The sequence below is a fragment of the Actinomadura sp. 3N407 genome (assembly GCF_052245875.1).
GTDB lineage: Bacteria > Actinomycetota > Actinomycetes > Streptosporangiales > Streptosporangiaceae > Spirillospora.
The window spans coordinates 395468-418170 of sequence record NZ_JBQQBP010000003.1; the positions used below are offsets into that span (position 1 = coordinate 395468).

General features: G+C 72.3%; 17 protein-coding genes. 6 read left to right on the forward strand and 11 right to left on the reverse strand.

Annotated features, from left to right (window positions below; all coding sequences use genetic code 11):
• Positions 1–6: 6 nt before the first annotated feature.
• Complete coding sequence (locus tag ACTWPP_RS09610; RefSeq protein WP_443103797.1) at positions 7–894, reverse strand: metal-dependent hydrolase; 888 nt, start codon at positions 892–894, stop codon at positions 7–9.
• Between the two features lie 113 nt (positions 895–1007).
• Positions 1008–3650, reverse strand: coding sequence for a valine--tRNA ligase (gene valS / locus ACTWPP_RS09615; RefSeq protein WP_443103798.1), 2643 nt, complete (start codon positions 3648–3650; stop codon positions 1008–1010).
• Positions 3651–3777: 127 nt separating this feature from the next.
• Between valS and ACTWPP_RS09620 the strand changes: the two genes are divergently transcribed.
• The gene (locus tag ACTWPP_RS09620; protein ID WP_443103799.1) at positions 3778–4065 is read left to right on the forward strand and encodes a DUF4235 domain-containing protein; all 288 of its coding nucleotides are present in this window, start codon (positions 3778–3780) and stop codon (positions 4063–4065) included.
• A gap of 55 nt (positions 4066–4120) precedes the next feature.
• On the opposite strand, the gene ACTWPP_RS09625 is transcribed toward ACTWPP_RS09620, so the two are convergent.
• Together ACTWPP_RS09625 and ACTWPP_RS09630 are read right to left on the reverse strand one after the other, a co-directional pair.
• Complete coding sequence (locus ACTWPP_RS09625) at positions 4121–4945, reverse strand: hypothetical protein (RefSeq protein WP_443103800.1); 825 nt, start codon at positions 4943–4945, stop codon at positions 4121–4123.
• Between the two features lie 16 nt (positions 4946–4961).
• Positions 4962–5258: a DUF4193 domain-containing protein gene (locus tag ACTWPP_RS09630; protein ID WP_358458374.1), complete on the reverse strand. Its 297-nt coding sequence runs from the start codon at positions 5256–5258 to the stop codon at positions 4962–4964.
• A 506-nt stretch (positions 5259–5764) separates the two neighbouring features.
• Between ACTWPP_RS09630 and ACTWPP_RS09635 the strand changes: the two genes are divergently transcribed.
• Entirely contained in the window at positions 5765–7426 is a 1662-nt protein-coding gene (locus ACTWPP_RS09635; protein WP_443103801.1) for a serine/threonine protein kinase, read from the forward strand.
• The gene (locus ACTWPP_RS09640) at positions 7423–10233 is read left to right on the forward strand and encodes an ABC transporter substrate-binding protein (protein WP_443103802.1); all 2811 of its coding nucleotides are present in this window, start codon (positions 7423–7425) and stop codon (positions 10231–10233) included. Before ACTWPP_RS09635 ends, ACTWPP_RS09640 begins: the two co-directional genes overlap by 4 nt.
• A 7-nt stretch (positions 10234–10240) precedes the next feature.
• Here ACTWPP_RS09640 and ACTWPP_RS09645 read toward each other — a convergent pair whose 3' ends face one another.
• Both ACTWPP_RS09645 and ACTWPP_RS09650 read right to left on the reverse strand, forming a co-directional pair.
• Complete coding sequence (locus tag ACTWPP_RS09645; protein ID WP_443104003.1) at positions 10241–11578, reverse strand: sensor histidine kinase; 1338 nt, start codon at positions 11576–11578, stop codon at positions 10241–10243.
• A 77-nt stretch (positions 11579–11655) separates the two neighbouring features.
• The gene (locus ACTWPP_RS09650; RefSeq protein ID WP_443103803.1) at positions 11656–12309 is read right to left on the reverse strand and encodes a response regulator transcription factor; all 654 of its coding nucleotides are present in this window, start codon (positions 12307–12309) and stop codon (positions 11656–11658) included.
• Between the two features lie 206 nt (positions 12310–12515).
• On the opposite strand from ACTWPP_RS09650, the gene ACTWPP_RS09655 reads away from it, so the two are divergent.
• Positions 12516–12692: a hypothetical protein gene (locus tag ACTWPP_RS09655; protein WP_443103804.1), complete on the forward strand. Its 177-nt coding sequence runs from the start codon at positions 12516–12518 to the stop codon at positions 12690–12692.
• 84 nt (positions 12693–12776) lie between these two features.
• On the opposite strand, the gene ACTWPP_RS09660 is transcribed toward ACTWPP_RS09655, so the two are convergent.
• The 3 genes from ACTWPP_RS09660 to ACTWPP_RS09670 are packed head-to-tail and all read right to left on the reverse strand — an operon-like array spanning position 12777 to position 15936.
• A complete protein-coding gene (locus ACTWPP_RS09660; RefSeq protein WP_443103805.1) occupies positions 12777–13586 on the reverse strand; it encodes an inositol monophosphatase family protein in 810 nt (269 codons plus the stop codon).
• Positions 13583–14497, reverse strand: a complete 915-nt coding sequence (locus ACTWPP_RS09665; RefSeq protein ID WP_443103806.1) for a ferrochelatase — start codon at positions 14495–14497, stop codon at positions 13583–13585. Before ACTWPP_RS09665 ends, ACTWPP_RS09660 begins: the two co-directional genes overlap by 4 nt.
• A 44-nt stretch (positions 14498–14541) precedes the next feature.
• A complete protein-coding gene (locus ACTWPP_RS09670; RefSeq protein WP_443103807.1) occupies positions 14542–15936 on the reverse strand; it encodes a lytic transglycosylase domain-containing protein in 1395 nt (464 codons plus the stop codon).
• Between the two features lie 269 nt (positions 15937–16205).
• Between ACTWPP_RS09670 and ACTWPP_RS09675 the strand changes: the two genes are divergently transcribed.
• Positions 16206–17516 carry a D-arabinono-1,4-lactone oxidase gene (locus ACTWPP_RS09675; RefSeq protein WP_443103808.1) on the forward strand — a complete coding sequence of 437 codons (1311 nt, stop codon included), beginning with the start codon at positions 16206–16208 and terminating at the stop codon, positions 17514–17516.
• Here the strand turns inward: ACTWPP_RS09675 and ACTWPP_RS09680 are convergent, their stop codons facing one another.
• Positions 17517–18446 carry a hypothetical protein gene (locus tag ACTWPP_RS09680; protein WP_443103809.1) on the reverse strand — a complete coding sequence of 310 codons (930 nt, stop codon included), beginning with the start codon at positions 18444–18446 and terminating at the stop codon, positions 17517–17519. It abuts the gene before it with no gap.
• A 420-nt stretch (positions 18447–18866) separates the two neighbouring features.
• Between ACTWPP_RS09680 and sepH the strand changes: the two genes are divergently transcribed.
• A complete protein-coding gene (sepH, locus tag ACTWPP_RS09685) occupies positions 18867–21149 on the forward strand; it encodes a septation protein SepH (protein ID WP_443103810.1) in 2283 nt (760 codons plus the stop codon).
• Between the two features lie 4 nt (positions 21150–21153).
• Here the strand turns inward: sepH and ACTWPP_RS09690 are convergent, their stop codons facing one another.
• Complete coding sequence (locus ACTWPP_RS09690) at positions 21154–22701, reverse strand: PH domain-containing protein (protein ID WP_443104004.1); 1548 nt, start codon at positions 22699–22701, stop codon at positions 21154–21156.
• Positions 22702–22703: the final 2 nt, after the last annotated feature.

Consider the following 22703-nt stretch of genomic DNA (forward strand, 5'->3'; position numbering starts at 1 on the left):
CGCGGCTCAGGACGCCCGGTGGCCGGCCGCCCGCGCGGCGGGCGAGACGGCCAGGTAGTCGAGGGCGCGCTGCGTCGAGCATTCGCGGGACGGGTGGTAGTCGCGCCGCAGGTAGGCGCGGGCGGCGTCGACCATGAACCTGTTGCTGGGGAACAGCCCCCGCCGCACCGCCCGCCGGTAGTCGCGGATCCGGGGGCGGACGCCCTTCAGCGTCGGGTCGGCGCGGCACAGGTACACCGCCCCCGCGTAGACCATGAGCGGCATCGCCAGCACGCCGAGGAAGAACGCGACGAACCGCATCCAGTACCGTCCGGCCACGTGCTCGTAGACGTCGAAGGCGACGGAGCGGTGCTCGACCTCCTCGGCGCCGTGCCAGCGGAGCAGGTCCATCATCGTCGGGTCGGCGCCGGCCTCGTCCAGCTCGCGGGCGTCCAGGATCCACTGGCCGAGCGCGGCGGTGTAGTGCTCGATCCCCGCGATGACGCCGATCCGGACGTGCAGCCAGCGCCGCCTGGAGATGCCGGGCAGCGGGGACCGGTCGCCGAGCAGCCGCTTGAACATCCACTCGATCCGGAGGGTGAGCGGGCGCGGGTCGAGTCCCCGCGCGAGCATCTGCCGGTCGAGGACGCCCTGGTGGGAGTAGGCGTGCACCGCCTCCTGCCCCATGAAGCCCTTGACCTCGCGGTAGAGGCGTTCGTCGTCCTCGACGAGCGGCAGCGTCTGCTTGTAGACGTGCACGAACCAGCGTTCGCCGGCGGGCAGGAGCAGATGCAGCACGTTGATGAAGTGCGTGGCGACCGGCTCGCCGGGGATCCAGTGCAGCGGGGTGTCCGCCCAGTCGAACTTCACGCGGCGCGGGGTGATGGCGGGGTGCCGCTCATCGATCTCGCTCATCTGTCCCCTCCCGGACCGCGGCCGGGGCCGCACGACCCCAATTAGACTAGGGATCTAATATGGGGATCGCGCGAAACCCGAGTCAAGGGCGAGGCGGCCTTCTGAGGGGTGATCTAGGTAACGGGGGCGAGGACGACGTCGACGGTCAGGTCGGCGGGGGCGTCCTCCAGCGTCAGGTCGGCGATGCGTCCCGCGGCGGCCAGATCCGGCCGCGAAATCCGCAACACCTCGGCGCCGCGCACGGTCGCGCTGGACACGTCGGCGCGCATCGACGCCTTCGCCTCCGACTTGGCCTTGCGGACCTGCCGGAGCGCCTCACCCGTCGCCGCCAGGACCGCCGGGTCACCGCCCGGGGGCAACTCGGCCACCGACGGCCAGGACGCCGTGTGCACCGACCCGTGCCGCCACCACGACCAGACCTCCTCGGTCACGAACGGCAGGATCGGCGCGAACAGGCGCAGCAGAACCGACAGCGCCGTGCGCAGCGCCGTACGCGCCGACCGCGCCCCATCGGTTACGCCGCCCGAACCCGCCTCACCCTCCCCGTAAGCGCGGGCCTTGACCAGCTCCAGGTAGTCGTCGCAGAACTCCCAGAAGAACCGCTCTGTGCGCTCCAAAGCCCGCGCGTAGTCGTAGCCCTCGAACGCCTCTGTCGCGTCCTGGACGACACCGGACAGCGCCGCCAGCATCGCCTTGTCCAGCGGCTCCGTCACCGACGCGTCAGCATCGACCCTGCTTCCTGCGCCTGCGAGCCCCCGGCCTGCACGCGAGCCGACTTCCTCCCCCGGTCCGCCCGCGCCTTCACCAAGCCCCAGCACGAACTTGGACGCGTTGAGGATCTTGATGGCGAGCCGCCGGCCGACCTTGATCTGGCCGGTGTCGAACGCCGTGTCGGTCCCCGGGCGCCCGCTGGCCGACCAGTAGCGGACGGCGTCGGAGCCGTACTCGCGCAGCAGGTCGATCGGCGTGACGACGTTCCCCTTCGATTTCGACATCTTCTTGCGGTCCGGGTCGAGGATCCACCCCGACAGCGCGGTGCCCTTCCACGGCAGCGAGCCGTGCTCCAGATGAGCGCGGACGACCGTGGAGAACAGCCACGTCCGGATGATGTCGTGCGCCTGGGGACGCAGGTCGTAGGGGAACACGCGGCCGAACAGGTCGGCGTCGCGCTCCCAGCCGCCCGCGATCTGCGGGGTCAGCGACGACGTCGCCCAGGTGTCCATCACGTCGGGGTCGCCGATGAAGCCGCCCGGCTTGCCGCGCTGGTCCTCGGTGAAGCCCGGCGGGACGTCGGACGACGGGTCGACGGGCAGCATGTCCTCGGACGGGACGACCGGCTCGTCATAGCGCGGCTCGCCCGAGTCGTCCAGCCGGTACCAGACGGGGATCGGCACGCCGAAGAACCGCTGCCGCGAGATCAGCCAGTCGCCGTTCAGGCCCTCGACCCAGTTCTCGTAGCGGGCCCGCATGTAGCCGGGATGCCACTCCAGCTCGCGGCCGCGCGCGATCAGCTCGGCGCGCAGGCCCGCGTCACGTCCCCCGTTGCGGATGTACCACTGCCGGGTCGTGACGATCTCCAGGGGCTTGCTGCCCTTCTCGTAGAACTTCACCGCCCGGTTGACCTTGCGGGGCTCGCCGTCCAGGTCCCCGGACTCGCGCAGAAGCTCGACGACGCGTTCTTTCGCGGAGAACACCGTCTTGCCGGCCAGCTCGTCGTAGGGGTGGGCGGGGACGCCCTGCGGCGGGTCAGCGGCGAGACGTCCGTCCCAACCGACGACCGCGCGGGTGGGAAGGTCGAGCTCACGCCACCAGGTGACGTCGGTGACATCGCCGAAGGTGCAGATCATCGCGATGCCCGACCCCTTGTCGGGCTCGGCCAGCCGGTGCGCGACGACCGGGACCTCGACCCCGAACAGGGGCGTGCGGACGGTCGTCCCGAACAGTTCGCGGTACCGCTCGTCGTCGGGATGCGCGACCAGCGCGACACACGCGGGCAGCAGCTCGGGACGCGTCGTCTCGATGTAGACCGGTCTCTGCGCCCCACGCCGCCCGGACCCGTCTCCCCCGTGGAATCGGAGCCGGTAGAACGCGCCGGGCTGCTCGCGGTCCTCCAGCTCGGCCTGCGCGACCGCCGTGCGGAACGTGACGTCCCACAGCGTCGGCGCCTCGGAGACGTACGCCTCGCCGCGCGCCAGGTTGCGCAGGAACGCGCGCTGGGACGCCGTGCGGGAGACGTCCCCGATCGTCGTGTAGAGCTGACTCCAGTCGACCGACAGGCCGACGCGGCGCCACGTCTCCTCGAACGCCTTCTCGTCCACCTCGGTGAGCCGCTCGCACAGCTCGATGAAGTTGCGCCGCGACACCGGCACCTGCCGCTTCGGGTCGGGGTCGGCCGGCGGCTCGAAGTCGGGATCGTACGGAAGCGACGGATCGCACCGGACACCGAAGTGGTTCTGGACGCGGCGCTCGGTCGGCAGGCCGTTATCGTCCCAGCCCATGGGGTAGAAGACCGCCCGACCGCGCATGCGGTGGAACCGCGCGACGGCGTCGGTGTGGGTGTAGGAGAAGACGTGGCCGACATGGAGGGAACCGCTCACCGTGGGCGGCGGGGTGTCGATCGAGTAGACCTCGGCGCGCGGGCGGGTGCGGTCGAAGCGGTGGACGCCGTCGTCCTCCCAGACGCGTACCCACTTGTCCTCCAGGCCGTCCAGGGAGGGCTTGGAGGGGACGCGGGGAGTACGCGGCTGCTCTGTCATGCCCCAATGGTATTGACATCGGCCCCGGCCGCATGCCATTTACCGGCGCCGACGCGGCGATCACCTCCACCGCCGGAGGCGGGCCGTTCCGGTAGCGTCGGAGACGACTGACGAGTGGAGGACGATCATGGCGGACAAGGGCGACATCGGCTGGCGGGTGATGGCCGGCGCCGCGGCCTTCGCGGGCGGCTTCGTCGCGAAGAAGGCCATCACGCTGGCCTGGAAGAAGACCACCGGCAAGGAGCCGCCGACCAACCCCGAGTCCCCTGACGTGGACCTGTTGGAGGCGCTCGGCTGGGCCGTGGTGATGGGCGTCGGCATGGAGATCTCGCGCCTGCTGGCCACCCGGGCCGTCGCGCACCAGTGGACCAAGGGCACCGGCGACCTGCCGGCCCACCTCAGAAGCGGCGACTAGGGCGGAGTCCTCTCGGCTCCGGTGCGGGCGACCGGGGGCGTCGCCCGCACCGGCCCTAATCCATGGATTTCAGATGGCGGCGGCGGTCCTGCGGGAGCGGGGGCGGGGTGCCGGCGGCCTCGCGCAGGTCGTTGCGGACCTTGGTCGCCAGGATCTTCGTGGCCGAGCGGTTGAGGGCGGCACCCGCGGCGGCGCCGGTGAGGAACGGTCCCATCGTGCCCAGGGTGCGGCCGAAGGTGCGCATCATGCGTTTGCGCAGGGCCGACTTCGCGGCCGTCCCCAGGGCACTGGTGAGGGTGCCGGTCTCCAGGGGGTTGATGCCGCGCTGCCGTGCCCAGGACGTGATGAACGCGGCGCCGCGGGCGGTGCCGGTGCCCTGGACGCGGACGCCGTAGACCTCGTGCAGTTCGGCGATCATCTTGACCTCGATGGCCGCGATCACCAGGGTCTCCGCGGCGAGCTGGGCGGGTACCGTCAGCAGCAGCGGCGGGGCGGTGAACTGCACGGTGGCCAGGGCGCCTCCGGCCGCGCCGACGGCGGTGGTGCCGTTTCCGGCCACTTTCACGAGCTTGTCGGCGAGCTGCTCGCCCATCAGGCCGGGATGGTGGGCCTGCAACGTCTCAAGGTCGCGAATCGGGATGTGCGGGGCGGCCTCGACGAGCAGGTCGCCGAGCCATCGGCCGCGCGCGACACCCGCGGCGCCCGCCCTGCGGGCGTTCTGGCCGAGCAGGCGGGCCAGTCGCCCGAGCAGGCGGCCGCGGGTCTCGCGGTCCATGTCCTCGTCGCCGGTGAGCCGTCCGATGAGGTCACCGAGCTCGGTGGAGCCGTCGCCGCGCGCCGGCTCCACGTCGTCATGACGTCGTTCGATCTCTCCCGTCACCCGCGGCCACTCCCGGTCAGGCGGCGCACTCGCGGCAGATCGGCTGGCCGTTCTTCTCGGCGGCCAGCTGACTGCGGTGGTGCACCAGGAAGCAGCGCGTGCAGGTGAACTCGTCGGCCTGCCGCGGAACCACCCGGAAGGTGAGCTCCTCGTTGGACAGGTCCGCACCGGGCAGCTCGGCGACCTCGCCGGCGTCCAGGTCCTCATCGATGATGCTGGCCGCCTTGTCGGCGCGCCGGGCCTGGAGCTCCTGGAGGCTGTCCTCGCTGAGATCGTCGTCTGTCTTGCGTGGGCTGTCGTAGTCGGTCGCCATCTTCTATCTCCATCCCCCTCAGTGCTTTATGCGCCCCGTCGCGCGGATCTAACGCTCGGGGGACCGTTCTTGTGCCCGATCCGGGCGGGAAATTCTGTCACGGTTGGTGACCTGCGACACACAAGGCGCGACCGTTCCCACGAGTGACACCCATCACCCGAATCTCTTCCTCGTAAATGTGTCTTCCGTCACATACCCGGCGGTCGTCCCGGTGTGGAATCCGGAACCGGGACGTCCGCCGGGGATCCCGCGGCGGCGGGGATCATATCGGTCCGGGGGACGTTATGCGCGCCGACGTGCCCGGCGCGGCGCGGCGGCCTGATCCGGCTGGCCGACGGTCGAACCAGACGCTTCGGTGAAACGTCTGAACTAACGCGATATCGTGCCCGCCTGAGGTTGGGGGCGGGCCCCCTGCGGGGTCAGTCCGGCGATCGCCGGCAGATGGCCTCGCGGCGGGGTCCGGCGCACACTATCGCGGACATCACTGCGGGTCACTGGAGGGTCAGATGCCGGATGCCGCTCCGCTGGAGCCGGGCGATCCTAGGGCACTGGGACAGTACGAGGTCGTCGGAAGGCTGGGCGCCGGGGGTCAGGGCGCCGTCTTCCTCGGCAAGGCGCCGGGAGGTGAGTACGTCGCGGTCAAGCTGCTGCACGCGCAGATGGCGAACGATCCGGCGGCGCGTGCCCGGTTCACCCGTGAGGTGAGTGCCGCGCAGAAGGTCGAGCCCTTCTGCACGGCCCGCGTCCTCGAGGCCGACGTCCACGGCGACCAGCCGTACGTCGTCAGCGAGTTCATCGACGGGCCGTCGCTGCACGACGTGGTCGCCCACAACGGGCCGCGGAGCGCCGCCGAGCTGGAGCGCCTCGCGATCGGCACGGTGACCGCGCTCGCGGCCATCCACGAGGCCGGCATCGTGCACCGCGACTTCAAGCCGAACAACGTCATGCTGGCCTCGGACGGCCCGCGCGTCGTCGACTTCGGCATCGCGCGGACGGTCAACTCGCAGGAGAGCGCGGTGACCGCCACCGGGATGGTGGTCGGCACCCCCGGCTACCTGGCGCCCGAGCAGCTCACCGGCGCGCCGCTCACCCCGGCCGTGGACATCTTCGCCTGGGCCGCCACGATGGTGTTCTCCGCCACCGGGCAGTCGCCGTTCGAGGCCGACACGCTGCCGGTCATCATCAACCGGATCCTCAACGAGGAACCGGACCTGTCGGCGCTGCCCGCGGGCCCGCTGCGCGACCTGATCGGGCAGTGCCTGTCCAAGGACGCGGGCCTGCGCCCGCCGGCGGCGCAGCTCCTGCTGAACCTGCTGGGGCATGTCGGCGCCGCGCCGGCGGGCCAGGGAGGCGGCCAGGAGGACCTGCTCAACCAGGGCACCCGGATCGCCTCGCAGCTTCCGCCGCCGCCTCCGGTGCCGCCGGCGCCGCAGGCGCGGCCGCAGCCGCAGATCACGCCGCCGCCGATGCCGATGCACCAGGGCCCGCCCGGCCCGACGACACCGCCGCCGCAGCCCATCACGCCGCCGCCGATGCCGATGTACCAGGGCGGGGCGATGCCGCCTCCGCCGCAGTCGCAGCCGCGGATGCCGATGCAGCAGCCCGTCCCGCCGGGTCCGGGGTACGGGCCGCCGAAGCGGTCCAGCTCCGCGGGGCCGATCATCGCGATCGGCTGCGGGGTGCTGGCGCTGATCGCGCTCATCACGATCGTGGCACTGGTCGTCATCGCCGCCGACAGCGACGAGGACCCGGATCCGTACCTGCCGCCCCGCACCTACACGCCGAGCGAGCGGCCGACGCCGACGTCCACCGCGCGCGGCGGGCTTCTCGGCGTGTTCGCGGGCGACGGGAACCAGCCGGGCGCCGGGTCGGGGCACACGAAGTTCGAGGTCCGGTTCGCGCTCCTGCGCACCAGCGGCACCGCGCGGTACGAGTACCCGACCGGCTCGCAGGACAACTGCTACACCAGGCTGTCGCTGCTGTCCGGTGACGAGGAGAGCGGGAGGATCGAGTACAGGGAGACCCCGATGTCGGGGATGGATCCGAGCGAGTGCGCGCCCGGTTACATCACGTTCATCCCGTCCGGATCCGGTGACACCATGCGGTGGGAGTGGCGGCAGCGCCGCTCCGCCCCGTCGCCCGACGCCTACGGGACCGTGCGCAAGTGACGGCGGCGGTCACGCCGCTTCGCGCGGGTGATCCGTCCCAGCTCGGCCCCTACCGCCTGACCGGCCTCCTCGGGGAGGGCGGTCAGGGCGCCGTCTTCCTCGGGGAGGACGAGCCGGGTCACCGGGTCGCCGTGAAGCTGCTGCACGCGCGGTTCAGCGGCGACCCGAGGGCGAGGTCCCGGTTCGCGGCCGAGGTCGCGGTGGCCAAGCGGGTGTCGGCGTTCTGCACGGCCCGCGTCCTGGACTCCGAGGTCGAGGGCGACCGCCCGTACATCGTCAGCGAGTACATCGAGGGGCCGTCGCTGTCGGAGGTGCTGTCGGCCGACGGCCCGCGTGGCGGCACCGACCTGGACCGGCTGGCGATCGGGACGATGACGGCGCTCGCCGCCATCCACCAGGCGGGCGTCGTGCACCGCGACTTCAAGCCCGGCAACGTGCTCCTCGCGCCCGACGGCCCGCGGGTGATCGACTTCGGTATCGCGCGGGCGCTGGACGCGACGGGCACGATGTCGAGCACCGCCGTCGGCACGCCAGCCTACATGGCGCCCGAGCAGATCTCCGGGGCGCAGGTCGGCCCCGCGGCCGACGTGTTCGCGTGGGGCGCCACGATGGTCTACGCGGCCGGCGGGCGCCCGGCGTTCGGGCAGGACTCCATCCCCGCGGTCATGCACCGCATCCTCAACCTGCCCCCTGATCTCGGGGACCTGCACGAGCCGCTGCGCGAGATCGTGGCGAACTGCCTCAGCAAGGACCCGGCGCTTCGTCCCGCGTCCCAGCACGTCCTGGCGCGCCTGCTGGACCTCGCGGGGAGCCTGCCGCAGCCGGGCGCCCAGGAGGACCCGGGAGCCGGCGAGGACGCCGTGATGCTCACGCAGGGCGCCGCGACGGCGGCCACCGAGTCGGCGCGGCTGCGCGTCCAGCCGGCACCGCCGCCGCCCCACCAGCGCACACCGCAGGCGCACACACCACAGGCGCACACACCACAGGCGCAGACGCCTCAGCCCTTCCCCGGCATGCCGGTGCCCGGTCCCCCGCCGCCGGGGCCGCCGTGGTCGTCACCGGCACCGCAGGGCGGCGGGCCCGGCGGACCGACCTGGCCGTCCGGGCCGTCCTTCCCGGCCCCGGGCACCGCCCCCGCCAAGCCGCCGGGGAACGGCGGCAGGCCCGGTATCGGCGTCCTGGCGAGCGTGGGCGGCGCCGCGCTGGTCGCCCTGGTGCTCGTCGGCACCGTGGTCGCCGTCCAGCTCGGCCGCGGGGACGAGCCCGACCCGCCGGGCACGACGGGCGGGCGGACCGGCGGCACGTTCCGGATGGCGACCAGGTCGCCCGGCACCGCCGACGGGGAGATCGACCCGTCGCACGTCTACGGCGGCACCGGGCGGTTCCTGGTCAAGCAGCTGTTCACCGGCCTGACCGAACTCGGCGCGGACGGCGTCGCGCGCAACCGCCTCGCCACCGCCGTCACGCCTGATCCGACGTGCCGGCAATGGAAGATCGGCATCAAGGACGGGACGGCCTTCAGCGACGGCACGCCCGTCGACGCGCAGGCGTTCGCGCGCGGGTGGGCGCGCAGCGCGGCGGCGAAGAACGGCGGCGGCTCCTACCTGATGAACGACATCGAGGGCTTCTCCGAGGTCGCGGGCGGCAAGGCCGACGAGCTGTCCGGGGTCAAGGTCGTGTCCGGCACCCTCCTCAACGTCACGCTCACCTCGCCCAACTGCGACTTCGGCGCCCGGCTGTCCGAACCGGCCTTCATGCCCGTCCCCGCGGAGGCGGGGAAGGCCGACAACGAGACCTTCAACACCCATCCCGTGGGGAACGGGCCGTTCACCCTGAAGGAATACCGGCAGGACGCGACGGCTTCGCTCGTGCGCAACGACACCTGGACATTCGGCAAGGCCAAGTTCGACGGCGTCGAACTCGTCCTGGGCAACGACCCGGCCAAGGGACGCGCGGCCTACGCCGCCGGCGAGGTCGACTGGTACCCCGTCGAGACCGACGACCTGTCCTCGGTCCCCCGGAACGAGCTGGTCACCCGTCCCAGCCCGTTCACCAGGATGCTCGTCCCGCTCACCGCCCGCGGGCCGATGAAGTCCGAGGAGGCCCGGGAGGCCGTCTCCCACGCGATCGACCGCGAGAAGCTCAGCCGGATGCTCGGCGGCGTCCTCAAGCCCGCCCACGGCATCGTCCCGGCGGCCGTCCCCGGCTTCGGCGGGCCCGGGCCCTGCCCGTCGTGCGCCAAGCCGGACCCGGACAAGGCCAAGACCCTCGCCGCGCAGGCCGGGCTCAAGCCGGGCGCGGAGGTCAACCTGTACTACCGGGAGTCGCAGCTCTACCGGACCCTGGCCGAGGTGGTGAAGGGCCAGCTGCAAACGACGCTCGGCTGGAGGGTCGAGATGAAGCCGACCCCGTCCACCGACTTCACCGGGTTCCGCGAAACCCTCGTCTCGGACGACGCCTCCGGCCTCGCCGTCTTCGCCTACGGCCCCGACTACCCGGGCGCCTACTCGATGCTGTGGCCGCTCCTGGGCGGCGACCTCGTCGCGACCGCCACGAACACCCACTACAACCTCTCGGGCTGGAAGAACGGGGAGTTCGACAACCTGATCGCCGGCGCCCTCAGGAACCCGGCCGCCGGCGGCCGGGCCACCCTGTTCAAGCAGGCCGAGAAGCTGGCGCTGGACGACATGGCCCTCATCCCCCTCGTCTACGACGGCCACGCGGCCATCGTGAAGAGCGACAAGTACGTCGGCCTGGAGATGGACTACGACGGTGACCCGACCGTGGCCACCGCCGCACTCCAGTAGGGGCCGGTCAGCCGGGCGGGAGGCGGACGGTGACGATCAGGCCGCCGCCCGGACGGGGCGCCGCGTAGACCGCGCCCCGGTGCGCCAGCACCACCGACCGCACGATCGACAGCCCGAGGCCGGCGCCCTTCGACGACTCGACCCGGTCGGCGTTCAGCCGCCGGAACGGCTCGAACAGCCGCTCCACCTCGTAGGCGGGGACGACCGGGCCGGTGTTCTCGACCTGCACGGTGGCGTACCCCTCAAGGATTCCTGTGCGGATCCACAGCTCGCCGCCGTCCTCCTCGTTGTGCTTGACCGCGTTCTCGACGAGGTTGGACACCAGATGCTCCAGGAGCACCGGGTCGCCGAGCGCCTTCCCGGACGTCAGCTCGGGGTGGACGGACACGTCGTGGTCGTGGTCGCGGCGCGCCGAATGCTCCAGGACCGTCGCCGCCACCTCCGCCAGGTCGACCGGCGTGCGGGTGGTCAGCTCGCGCTCGCTGCGGGCCAGCAGCAGCAGGCCCTCGATGAGACGTTCGTGCCGGGCGTTGGTCGCCAGCAGCGTCCGCCCGACGGCGCGCAGGTCGTCGGACACCTCCGGGTCGCCGAGCGCCACCTCCAGCAGCGTCCGGTTGATCGCGAGGGGGGTGCGCAGCTCGTGGGAGGCGTTCGCGACGAACCGCCGCTGCGAGTCGAACGCCTGCCCGAGCCGCTCCAGCATCGCGTCGAAGGTGTCGGCCAGCTCCTTGATCTCGTCGTCGGGGCCCTCGAGCGCGATCCGCTCGTGCAGCGTGCTCTCCGACAGGCGGCGGGCCGTGGTGGTGACCCGCTGCAGCGGGCTGAGCGCCCGGTCGGCGACGAACCAGCCGAGCACCAGCGTGATGACCCCCACCCCGCCGAGCGCGAGCAGCGACCGTCCCACCAGCTGCTTCATCGTCTGCTCGACGAACTGGCGCTGCAGCTCGGCGGCCTCGGCCTCGGAGATGCCGAATCCGATGACCTTGACGTTGCCGAGGATGTTGGCCATCAGCACCGACATCACGAACAGCAGCAGCGCCCCGGCCATGAAGAACAGCAGCCCGTACAGCAGCGTGAGGCGCAGGCGGACGCTCATGCGGCCGGGCAGCGCCTTCAGGTCGGTGAACGACCCGCCGCCGTCGGCGCGCCACATGCCCATGCCCCTGGCCGCCTGATGCGGCTGCGGCACCTGCTGCGGCCCCGGACGCCGCCACGGGCCGCCGCGCCGGCCGCCGGGGACCGCCGTCGGCTGCGTCGCCGTCGCCCCCTCCTCGTGAGGTGGCGGCGGCTGCGCGGCGGACGGCCGGGTGTCGCCGGGGCCGGTCCCGCCCCCTCCGGCGTCCATGTGCGCGTTCGGGCGGGCGGACGGCTCGTCCGGACCCTCCGGACCCTCCGGGCCGTTGGGAGGCGCGGATCCGGCGTTCACAGCCGGTACCCCACGCCGGGCACGGTCTCGATCACCGGCGGGTCGCCGAGCTTCTTGCGCAGCGTCATCATCGTCACCCGGACGACGTTGGTGAACGGGTCGATGTGCTCGTCCCACGCCTTCTCCAGGAGCTGCTCGGAGCTGACGACGGCGCCGTCCGCGCTGAGCAGCACCTCCAGGACCGCGAACTCCTTGCGGGTCAGCTCGACCGGGCGGCCGTCCCGCGCGACCTCGCGGCGGGCCGGGTCGAGCGTGATCCCGGCGCGCTCCAGCACCGGCGGCAGCGGCGCGGCGGCGCGGCGGCCGAGCGCCCGCACCCGGGCGATCAGCTCGGCGAACGCGAACGGCTTGGCCAGGTAGTCGTCCGCGCCGATGGACAGGCCCTCGACCCGGTCGTCCAGCTCGCCCGCCGCGGTCAGCATGATGATCCGCGCCGGGTAGCGCTGGGCGACCAGCTGCTTGCAGACGTCGTCGCCATGGACCTTGGGCAGGTCCCGGTCCAGGACGATGACGTCGTAGTCGTTGACGCCGGCCCGCTCCAGCGCGCCCGCGCCGTCGTAGGCCACGTCCACGGCCAGCGTCTCCCTGCGCAGGCCGGTGGCGATCGCGTCGGCGAGCACCCGCTCGTCCTCGACGACTAGAACACGCACAGGGTCCCCCTCCTGGTCGGGGCGCGCCCGCGCCCGCGCTCCAGATATGCCACGGGAGCCGTAAGACGCCCGTAAGCACCTGTTCTCCCGCCGTCCGTCGAGCCATGCCTTTCGCGGACGCAAGAATCCGCGAAAATTGCATCGGCGGACAGGTTTACCTTCAGCCTAGGCCTGGGTAGACATGCGCACGATCCGGGAGGAGGCCCATGGGCGAGTTGTCACGCATGATCCAGCAGCGGCTCGACGACGCGTACGCGTCGCTGCGGAACGCCCACGCAGATGGAGACACCTACCTGGCCGACATTCGCCAGGAGGAGATCAACGACCTGCGCCGGATCGCAGCGAACAACGACATCGGCGTCGAACCACCCCGCTGCGACTGACGATGCGCGACCGTTACGGGGAGCCCGGGACCACTCCCGTCCAGGGCTCCCCGTTCCCATGCGCCTTCCTACGACACACCGCGGTCAGTCTGTGAGAGGGTCCAGCGGCGCCAGGAGGTCGTGCAGGGCCTCGAACGTGCCCGGGCCCGCGGCCACCGTCAGCTCCGGGCCCGCGGGCGCCCCGTGCAGGCCCTCGACGCGTCCGCCCGCCTCCCGGACGATCAACCCGCCCGCCGCGATGTCCCACGCCTGGACGCCGCGTTCGTAGTAGGCGTCGACGCGTCCCGCCGCCAGCGCGCACAGGTCCACGCAGCACGAGCCGCCGCGCCGGATGTCGCGGATGCCGGGCAGCACACCGGTGAGGACCTGAGCCTGCCGGGCCCGCCGCCCCGCCGCATACCCGAATCCCGTGGACACGAGCGCCCGGTTGAGCGGCACCTGAGAGTTCACGCGGAGTTCACGGGTGCCGGACGCGGTGTGCAGGAGGGCGCCCGCGCCGCGCACCGCCGTGCAGGACTCGCCGCGGCGCGGCATCTCCACGACACCGGCGACCGCCGCGCCGTCCACCTCGGCGGCGATGCTGACCGCCCAGTCGGGCAGGTCGTAGAGGTAGTTCACGGTGCCGTCGATCGGGTCGATCACCCAGCGGACCCCGCTGCCGCCGGCGCGCGTGCCGCCCTCCTCGCCGAGGAACCCGTCGTCGGGGCGGGCCGCCAGGATCCGCTCGATGATCAGCTGCTCGGCGGCGCGGTCCATCTGGGTGACGACGTCGGTCGGGGACGACTTGGTCTGGACGACGTCCGGGCCGTCCGCCGGGCGCTTGTCGACCAGCATCCGGCCGGCCTCCCGCGCGGTCGCGACGGCCAGTTCGAGCAGTTCCCCGGCCAGGCTCATACCTGCTCCTCGTCCCGCAGGAGCCCGCGGGGCAGCGTGGCGAACCGCGGGTCGGTCCCGGGCGTGGCGGCCCGCGCGAACGCGATCCCGAGTTCGGCGGCCAGGTCCGCGGCCTCCACGTCGAGGTCGAACTTGACCTCCATGTGGTCGGAGACGAACCCGATCGGGACGACGGCGACGGCGCGGACGCCTTCGCCGTGCAGCGTGCCCAGATGGTCGGTGATCTGAGGCTCCAGCCAGGGCTGGCCGGGCGGGCCGCTCCGGCTCTGGTAGACGAGATCCCACGGCGTTCCAGGGGCGGCCTTCTGCGCGACCGTCCGTGCGGTCTGCTCCAGCTCCGCGACGTACAACTCCTGCTTGGGTTGGGACAGAGGCACGCTGTGCGCGGTGAAGACCAGGCGGGCGCCTTCTGGGAGACGGCTCAGCGCGTCCTTCGTCGCGTCCGCGAACGAATCGATGAACTCTGGCCTGTCGTAGTAGACGGCCAGCTTGTCGATCTCAGGGGCGCCCTGCACCTCTTCACGCGCGCGCGCGATGTCCTCGAGGTACTGGTCGTTGGTGGAGTAGCCGCTGTAGGCGGACGTGACGAACGCGGCCGCCCGCCGTATCCCGTCGGCCTTCATCTGCCGGACGGTGTCGGCGAGGTAGGGAGTCCAGTTCCGGTTGCCCCAGTAGACCGGCAGGTCCACGCCATGGGCGGCGAAGTCGGCCTCGATCGCGGCCTTGAGGTCACGGCACAGCCGGTTGATCGGGCTGACCCCGCCGAACAGGCGGTAGTTCTCCCCGACCTCTTCCAGGCGCTTCCGCGGGATGTCGCGGCCACGGGTGACGTTCTCCAGGAACGGGATCACGTCCTCGGGCCCTTCCGGCCCGCCGAAGGACAGCAGAAGCAACGCGTCGTACGACGTCATGACTCCATCCAACCAGTCCGGACGCGATGTGCCGTTCCGGGTCGTCAGCTGAAGCGCGCCGCGTAGGCCTTGGCCAGGTTGAGGACCTTCTGCACGTACCAGTCGGCGTGGTTGTAGTGCCAGATCGCCCGGTAGAGCTGCCGCCCGCCCTTGCCCGCGCCGTTCGCGCACAGGTACTTGGCCGCGCCCGGGATGGCGTCGTAGGGGTTCATGATGTCGGCCTTGCCGTCCCGGTCGCCGTCCACGCCGTACGCCTTCCACGTCGCGGGCATGAACTGCATCGGCCCGAGCGCACCCGCGGTGGACGGGCCGACGTTGCGCCCGTGGCTGCTCTCGACCTGCCCGATCGCGGCGAGGACCGTCCACGAGAGTCCCGGGCACGTGGCGGCCGCCTGCTTGTACAGGTCCATGTAGCTGGTCGCGCGGCCGCCGCCCGCCTGGCTCTGGTACCTGGCCTCGTGCAGGTTCAGCACTTCCGTCCCGGGGCCGAGCACCTTGGACACGGCCTTGACGACCTTGGCCGGGTCCACGCCCGGCGCGTTGACCAGCACCGCCACGTTCGGGACGAGGCCCATGCCGGTCCCGGACCTCTTGCTGACGAGCATGTCGATGCCGGGCAGGCCGAGGGGTCCGGAGCCGCCCATCGTCAGGGTCGGCATCGTCCGGCCCACCACCGGGTACTGCGTCCCCCTGGCGAGCTGGAGCTGCTCGGCGGCGGCCGGGGACACCACGAACCGGTCGCCGGCCAGCGCCTCCCACAGCTCGGTCTTCTTGGCCGTCCCGGGCGGCGTCCAGGAGCGGAACGTCGACGGGTCGACGGCGAACGCGTTCACCTGGCGGCCCTGGAGCTGGACGGCGCCTCCCGCGACCGCCGCCACGTCCCTGACCTTGCCCAGCTTCGCGATCTTCTTGATCTTGGCGGCGGGGATCGAGGCGCCGCCGACCGCGAGCACGTCCGGCGGCACGACGCGCTGCAGCGGCGCGACCTGACCGCCCCGGGCGACGTTGACCGGGTCGCCCGGCGGCACGCTCGGCGGGGCGGCCTGCGTCGAGTCCGACGCGGTGGGCTCCGCCTTCTGCGTCGTCAGCGCCGTGTACACGCCGCCGGAGGCGCTGGCGACGGCGAGGACCGCGATGCCGGCGATGACGAGCGGCAGCGCCCGGCCACGCCGGTGCGTACGCGCGTACTTCTGCCGCGGGCCCCGCTGCTTCTTCTCCGGCGTCTGCCTGCGCGGGCGGAGGCCGGGCGCCGGCGCGTCACCGTTCGGCGCACCGCCCTTCGCGCCGTTCGCCGTATCCGTACCGCCGGCCGGGTCGGCGTCGCCGGGCGTGTCGGCATCGCCCGGCGGCCGTTCCCCGGAGCCGGGTGCCTTCGAGGGCGCCTTCTTGGCGGCCGCGTTCGCTATGGAGCCGGCGCGCGGTGCTGATGGAGGAGCCACAACAAGTCCCAACGAGTGTCGCTACGGACGGTTACCCGTTTTTCACTTCTTTCCCCCATGTAACGCGATCATGGGGCGACCATGGCCGGCCGGAACCGCATCGTCCCGGCCCATATCCGCGGTTACCGGATCGTACGGTATCGCCCGATCCGGAACCGTGACCTGGCCTTCCCGGCCGGTACCTCGTCCACGGGTGGTCGCCCGGCAGGGTCGCGGGCGGCCCCAAACGTGAACTTTCCTCACGATCGATTGCCGAGTAGAGTCGCCGCATGTCACCCGTGACCAACCAGAAGTGGCAGAACTGGGCGGGAAACCAGCAGGCCACACCGCAGCGCGTCGCGACACCGCGCACCGCCGACGAGGTGGCCGCGGCCGTACGGTCGGCCGCCGGCGACGGCCTCACGGTCCGCATGACCGGCACAGGCCACTCCTTCACCGGCGCGGCGGTCGCCGAAGGCGTCATGCTCCGTCCCACGGCGCTCACCGCGGTCCGCTCGGTCGACACCGCGACCGGGCTGGTCACCGTCGAGGCGGGGCTCCCGCTACACGAACTCAACCGCGTCCTGGCCGAACACGGTCTCGCACTGGCCAACATGGGCGACATCCAGCAGCAGACCGTCGCCGGCGCCCTCCAGACGGCCACGCACGGCACCGGACGCGACGCCGCCGGACTCGTCTCGCAGGTCGCCGCACTGGAACTCGCCCTCGCCGACGGCACCATCGTCACCTGCTCGCGCGAAGAACGTCCCGACCTGTTCGACGCCGCCCGGGCGGGACTGGGCGCACTCGGCATCATCACCGCCATCACCTGGCGGACCGTCCCGTCGTTCCTCCTGCGGGCACAGGAAGAGCCGATGAAGTGGGGCGAGGTCCTCGCGCGCGTGGACGAGTTCGACGCCGCCAACGAGCACTTCGAGTTCTACTGGTTCCCGCACACCGAAGGCTGCCTGACCAAGCGCAACAACCGCGCCGAAGGGCCCGCCCAGCCGCTCTCCAAGTTCAAGTACTGGCTGGACGACCAGTTCCTGTCCAACACGGTCTTCGGAGCCATCAACAGGGTCACGCACCTGGCGCCCGCCGCAACACCGTTCGTGAACGGCATCTCCGCCAAGGCGCTCGGTGCCCGCACCTACAGCGACACCTCGTACAAGATCTTCACCAGCCCGCGGACAGTCCGCTTCAAAGAGCAGGAGTACGCGATCCCGCGCGCGGAACTCGTCCCCGCCCTGCGTGAACTGCGTTCCCTGTTCGCCAGGAGGGACTGGCGGATCAGCTTCCCCATCGAAGTCCGGCTCCTCCCCCGAGAGGACGCCTGGCTGTCGATGGCCCACGGACGGCAGAGCGCCTTCATCGCCGTGCACGTCTACCACCGCGACCGGCATGAGCAGTACTTCCGGGGCGTCGAGGAACTCCTGACCACGCTCGACGGCCGTCCCCACTGGGGCAAGCTCCACACCCGCGACGCGGTGTACCTGGAGAAGGTCTACCCGAGGTTCAGCGACTTCCGTGCCCTGCGGGACGAACTCGACCCGGACCGCCGCTTCGCCAACCCGTACACGAAGCAGGTCTTCGGCGACTGATCACTCGGAGGGGGCGGTTCCTCCCCGCGGATCGGTGTCGCCCTGCTCCTGCCCGCCCTCCTGCGGTACCCCGGTCGGCGCGGGCGTCTCCGGAGCCGTCGGCACCGCCGTCGTGGGCCCGCCCGTGGGCTCCTGGGTGGGCTGCCCGGTCGGCTGCTCCGTCGGCTGAGGCTCCGAAGTGGTCGGCGCGTCGCCCGTCGGGGTCTCGCCGGGAGTGGCACCGGACTCCGTCGGCCGGACGGACGGGTCCTGCGACGGAGCCTCCTCCGGCCGCCCGCCACCGCCGCCCAGCACGTTCGTGACGGTCAGCCCCTTGCCGCCGCTTCCGATGGGCTGCCCGCTGGCCGCCTCGTAGACCGTGATCCCTCCGATCACGATCGCGAACACCGCCGCCGACGAGACCGCGAGCTTCACCCAGTGCGCCTTGGCCCACTCGACCGTGCTCTTCCACGCCGACCGCCGGACGACCTGCCGCACCGCGCCCTCGCCCGCCTCCGCGGCGAGCGAACCGGCGACGGTCTCCACGGGGTCCATGCGCGTGGCGTTGGGGTCGCCGCCGAACGAGGAGTCCAGCCGCGTCGCGTTCGGGTCCCCGCCGCCCCGAGGGTCGAACCCGGTGGCGTCCGGATCACCCGACCACACCACGGTCCGGGTCGGGTCGGCGCTCGTCGCCTCCTCCGCGGCGCCCTCCGCCATCTCCCGGCGGCGCGCCGCCGCCTGCATGTGCGTCAGCTCCTTGAACTGGCTGCGGCCCTGGTCGAGATAGTGCTGGCCGATCGCCGACCCGGCCGTCGAGATCACGCTCATCAACGCCGCACCGATGATCGTCCCGTACACCCCGAGGGTGGACGCCCCGAACGCCGCGGCCGCCGTCGCCGCCGCACTCGCGATCAGCTGCGTCGTGCTGACATTCGGCAGCCTGCGCGGCATGACCCGGCTCACCCCCGTCCATCGCCCGTTGATCCCGAAAATCAAACTATTCGAGACATGCCGGTGTTCCTGTCCGGAACGTGACGCTCACAACGTCAAAACGGTGGAGCCGCGCGGGCCCGTCAGGCACAGTGTGGAAAAAGATGCACAAGGATCAGGCAGGGCGACCCCGGGTCGGGCGAGTCACCGGCAAGCTTGGTCAGGTGCCCTCTTCGACCTCGTGAAGGGGGCTTCGAGAGCGGCGATGTTCGGACATGCCGGGTACGGTGCTGGCAGCAGGTGTGTCCGAAAGAGAGACTCGGGAACCCGGGGGAAGGGCACGCATGCGCCCTCGGTGGGCATCGGACGGCCGACCGTTGAGAGCACGGTCGCGCGGTCCGGCGTCCTCCGTGCCATCAGGACAGGGCAGGAAGGACACGCATGCAGGAGCTGCGCCTCGTCGCGGTCAGCGAGGACGGTACGTACCTCGTCCTGGCCACCGCGGGCCGAGGCACCCGGTTCACCCTGCCCGTCGACGACCGGCTCCGCGCGGCGGTCCGTGGACACTTCTCCCGCCTCGGCCAGTTCGAGATCGAAGTGGAGAGTCCCTTGCGCCCCAAGGAGATCCAGGCCCGCATCCGGTCCGGCGAGACCGCCGAAGAGATCGCCGAGTCGGCGGGAATCCCGGTCGAACGCGTCCGCTGGTTCGAGGGTCCGGTTTTGCAGGAACGCGAGTACATGGCCCAGCAGGCGCAGCGCGTCACCGTCCGGCGTCCCGGAGAGTCCACTCCCGGCCCGCCCCTCGGCGAGACCGTCGAGGAACGCCTCGGCCGCGGCGGCGTCGACCTCGACGAGGTCGAGTGGGACTCCTGGAAGTGCGAGGACAACACCTGGCGCGTCCGCCTGTCCTTCTTCGACAGCGGCCGCCCGCACGCCGCCGAGTGGACCTTCGACCCGCGCCGCCGGAACGTCTCCCCGCTGGACGAGATCGCCGCCCGCCTCACCGCCGTCGAATGGGACGACGAGGACGCGCTCTCCGACACCGTCACCCCGCTCGTCCCGCGCCGTCCCGCCATGAAGGTCGTCTCCAACGACCGCGATCCGACTTCCCGCGGCCTGCCCGCCGAACCCGAACAGCCCGCCGCCGGGCCGCTCCGCGCCGCCGAGCCCCGCGAGTACTTCGCCGAACACGGCCGCCGCGCCGAACCCCGTCCCGCCTTCCGCGAAGCGGGCGAGACCACCCCCCTGCGCGAAGCCGCCCGCCCCCGCGATCCCGAAGAGCCCCGCGAGGCCGCCCTCGGCCGCGACACCCACGCCGGCCGCACCGCACCGCCCGCCCGCGACCCGCGCGAAGAACGCCGGCCCGCCGCCGTCTCCCCGCACGAAACCGGAGGCGGACGCGAGACCGCCTGGTCCGGCGAACCGCACTCCGAACGGGACACCACTCGCGCACGCGAAACACCCCGGCCTGCTGAGACCGTCCAGGCGGCCGAGGCGGCCGAGCCGAGCGCCACCGGCCGCGGCGAGGAGCGCGGGCGGGAAACCGCTCAGGCGCGGGAGACCGGCGAGCCCCGCGACACCGCCGGGACCGGCCACCCCGCGGACGTGTCGCAGGACCGCGAGGCGGCCCTGTCACGCGAAACCGGCCAGCCGCACGAACCGGTCGGCACACCAGCCCGCTCAGAAGAACCGCGCGGAACCGCCGGCGAAGCCGCTCACGCGCAGGACCCGGCGGAGACGGACCTTCGCGGGGACACATCGTCCCAAGACCGTGAGGCGACCCGGCCCGGCGGAACCCTCGAACAGCGCGACACCGGCACCGGACGGGAGGCGCCACAGTCCCGCGACACGTCCCGAGGGCACGAGTCCGCCCAGCAGCGCCAGACCAACCAGCCACGCGAGGCCGCCGCGCCAAGCGAAACCGCGCCACCGCGCCAAGGCACCGAGCCACGCGAGCCAGCCCAGGCGCCCGAGTCAGCCCAAGCGCGCCAAGACGCCGAACCACGCGAGCCGGCCCAGGCGCGCCAAGACGCCGAGCCCCGCGAGACAAGCCAGGCCCGCGAGACAAGCCAAGCGCGCCAAGACGCCGAACCACGCGAGGCAGCCCAGACGCGCGAGGCAAGCCAGCCGCGCCAAGAGGCCGAGCCGCGCGAGGCAGTGCAGCCACGCGAGACGGCCGAACCGCGTGAGGCAGCCCAGGCGCGCCAAGACGCCGAGTCGCGGGAGACCGACCAGCCGCGCGAGGCGGACGCTGGGCGCGATGCGGTTCACGCGCGTGAGGCCGCCCATGTCCGGGAGGAAGAGCGGACCCGCGAAACGGACCAGCGCGCCGAGACCGAGGAACGGGAGCGGCGGGAGGAGTCGCCGGCCGGCGTGGGCGAGGACGTCGAGACCCCGGAGTCCGGCGTGGCCGCGCAACAGCGCGAACCCGAGGCTCCCGAAGCCGAGCCCGCCGAAGACGAGCAGACCGCGCCGGAGAAGAAGACGCCCGCCCAGCGGCCGGCGCAGCGGCAGACCTCGCGGCCACCGGCGAAGAAGAAGCCGGCGAGCCGTCCGACCATACCCGCCGCCGCGCAGGACAAGCCGGCCACCGGATCACCGGCGGCCGCCGCGAACGGCGAACCGGCGGCGCAGCGGCCCGCACGGCGCCGCAAGGCCAAGGGCAAGCGCGCGTCCGTGCCGTCATGGGACGAGATCATGTTCGGTGCCCGGCGCCCCGAATAGGGCATCAGCCGTCCGGCGGGGTCTCCAGGAACGGGGCCAGCCAGGCGGGCGTTATGCCGGCGGCCAGGGCCACGGCGTCGTCTTCGGCCATGTCCATCGCCGAGTAGCCGCCGTCGCCCGCCCCGACCGCGACGATGAGGGTGGCCAGGCCGAGCCTGCGCTGGAACAGCGTCCGGCGGACGCGCCAGCCGACGATGGCGGTGTGCTCGACGACCACCTGGCGGCGGCGCAGGGAGCCTGAGCGAACGCTGAGGCGTTCGCCGTCGGTGACGTGGCCGAGCTGGCGGTAGCGGTCCAGGCCGAGCGGAACGGCAAGGACGGCGAGAGCGGCGAACAGGTAGGCGACCCGGGGTTGACCGGCCAGGACGGCCAGGGCGGTGAAGCCCGCCGGTGGCGCCACCGCGCGGGTGACGCGGCGGCTCCGCGCGGCCGGAGGGTGGGCGATCAGGGGTCCGGGGACGTTGCCGACGACGCGGGCGGCGAGGGACTCGGCGACCGTGCGGGGGGCCGCCGGCAGCAGGCGCCCGCGGTGGGCGGCGTCCCCGAGGCCGGTGATGAGCGCGCCCAGGCGGGTCACGCCCGCGAGGCGTTCGAAGGGGTTGTCGGCGAGTTCGACGCCGCGCAGCCGCCGGCGTTCGAGGGAGACGCTGCGGCGGGTGATGAGGCCGCGTTCGATGACGAGGGAGCCGTCCCGCTGGTGGACGGTGAAGTCCCAGTTGAACAGCGTGAACACGATCACCGACATGACCGGCATGGCCATCAGGACGAGGATGGCCAGCGCGACGACGAGGGCGGTGGGCAGGCCCACCACGTCGTGGCCGATGTTCTCGACGCGTTCCCGGGTGATGAAGCCGAGGTCGTCGCCGAGGTTGTAGAGGGTGCCGAGGAGGCTGCCGGCCAGCGCGAACGGCGTGAGCAGGTAGGCACCGCTGAGCGGGGCGTACACGTACCAGCGGCGCCGCATGCGGGCGAGGACGCGGCGCGGCGGTGCGGGGGCGTCCCGTGCGAGGAGGACGCGGCGGAGACGTTCGGCCTCGTGGCGGGACACCGCGTTCAGCGCGCCCTCGCCGCCGTCCGCCCCGGCGTCGATGTGGACGACCGCCAGGCCGAGGAGCCTGTGCGGGAGGGAGGCGTTGATGTCGACGCCCCGGATCCGGTCGCGCGGGATGCTCTTGACCGACCGTCCTATGAGCGCGCGGCGAAGCTCGATGCGGTCGTCGTAGAGCCAGTACGTGAACGTCAGCCAGCTCGCGACGTGGAAGAGCAACCCGAACGCCAGCCCGGCGAGCGTGAAGTAGAACGCCGTGGACAGGCCGCCGACCAGAAGTCCCGTCGCGCCGGCGGCGATCAGGGCGAGGAGTTCCCGGACGGCGCCGACGACGAACGTGAGCGGATGAAGCCGTTCGCCCCGCGCACTCTCCTCCGGTGGACGTGTCCCGTGGGGCGCGGGTTCCTCACCGCCGTCCAAGTCGCCGCCGTCCAGGCCACCGCCGGACGAGGGACCGGCGGACGTGCGCGTGGCCTGTTCGGGGCCGTGGTCACCGTCTCGCATGT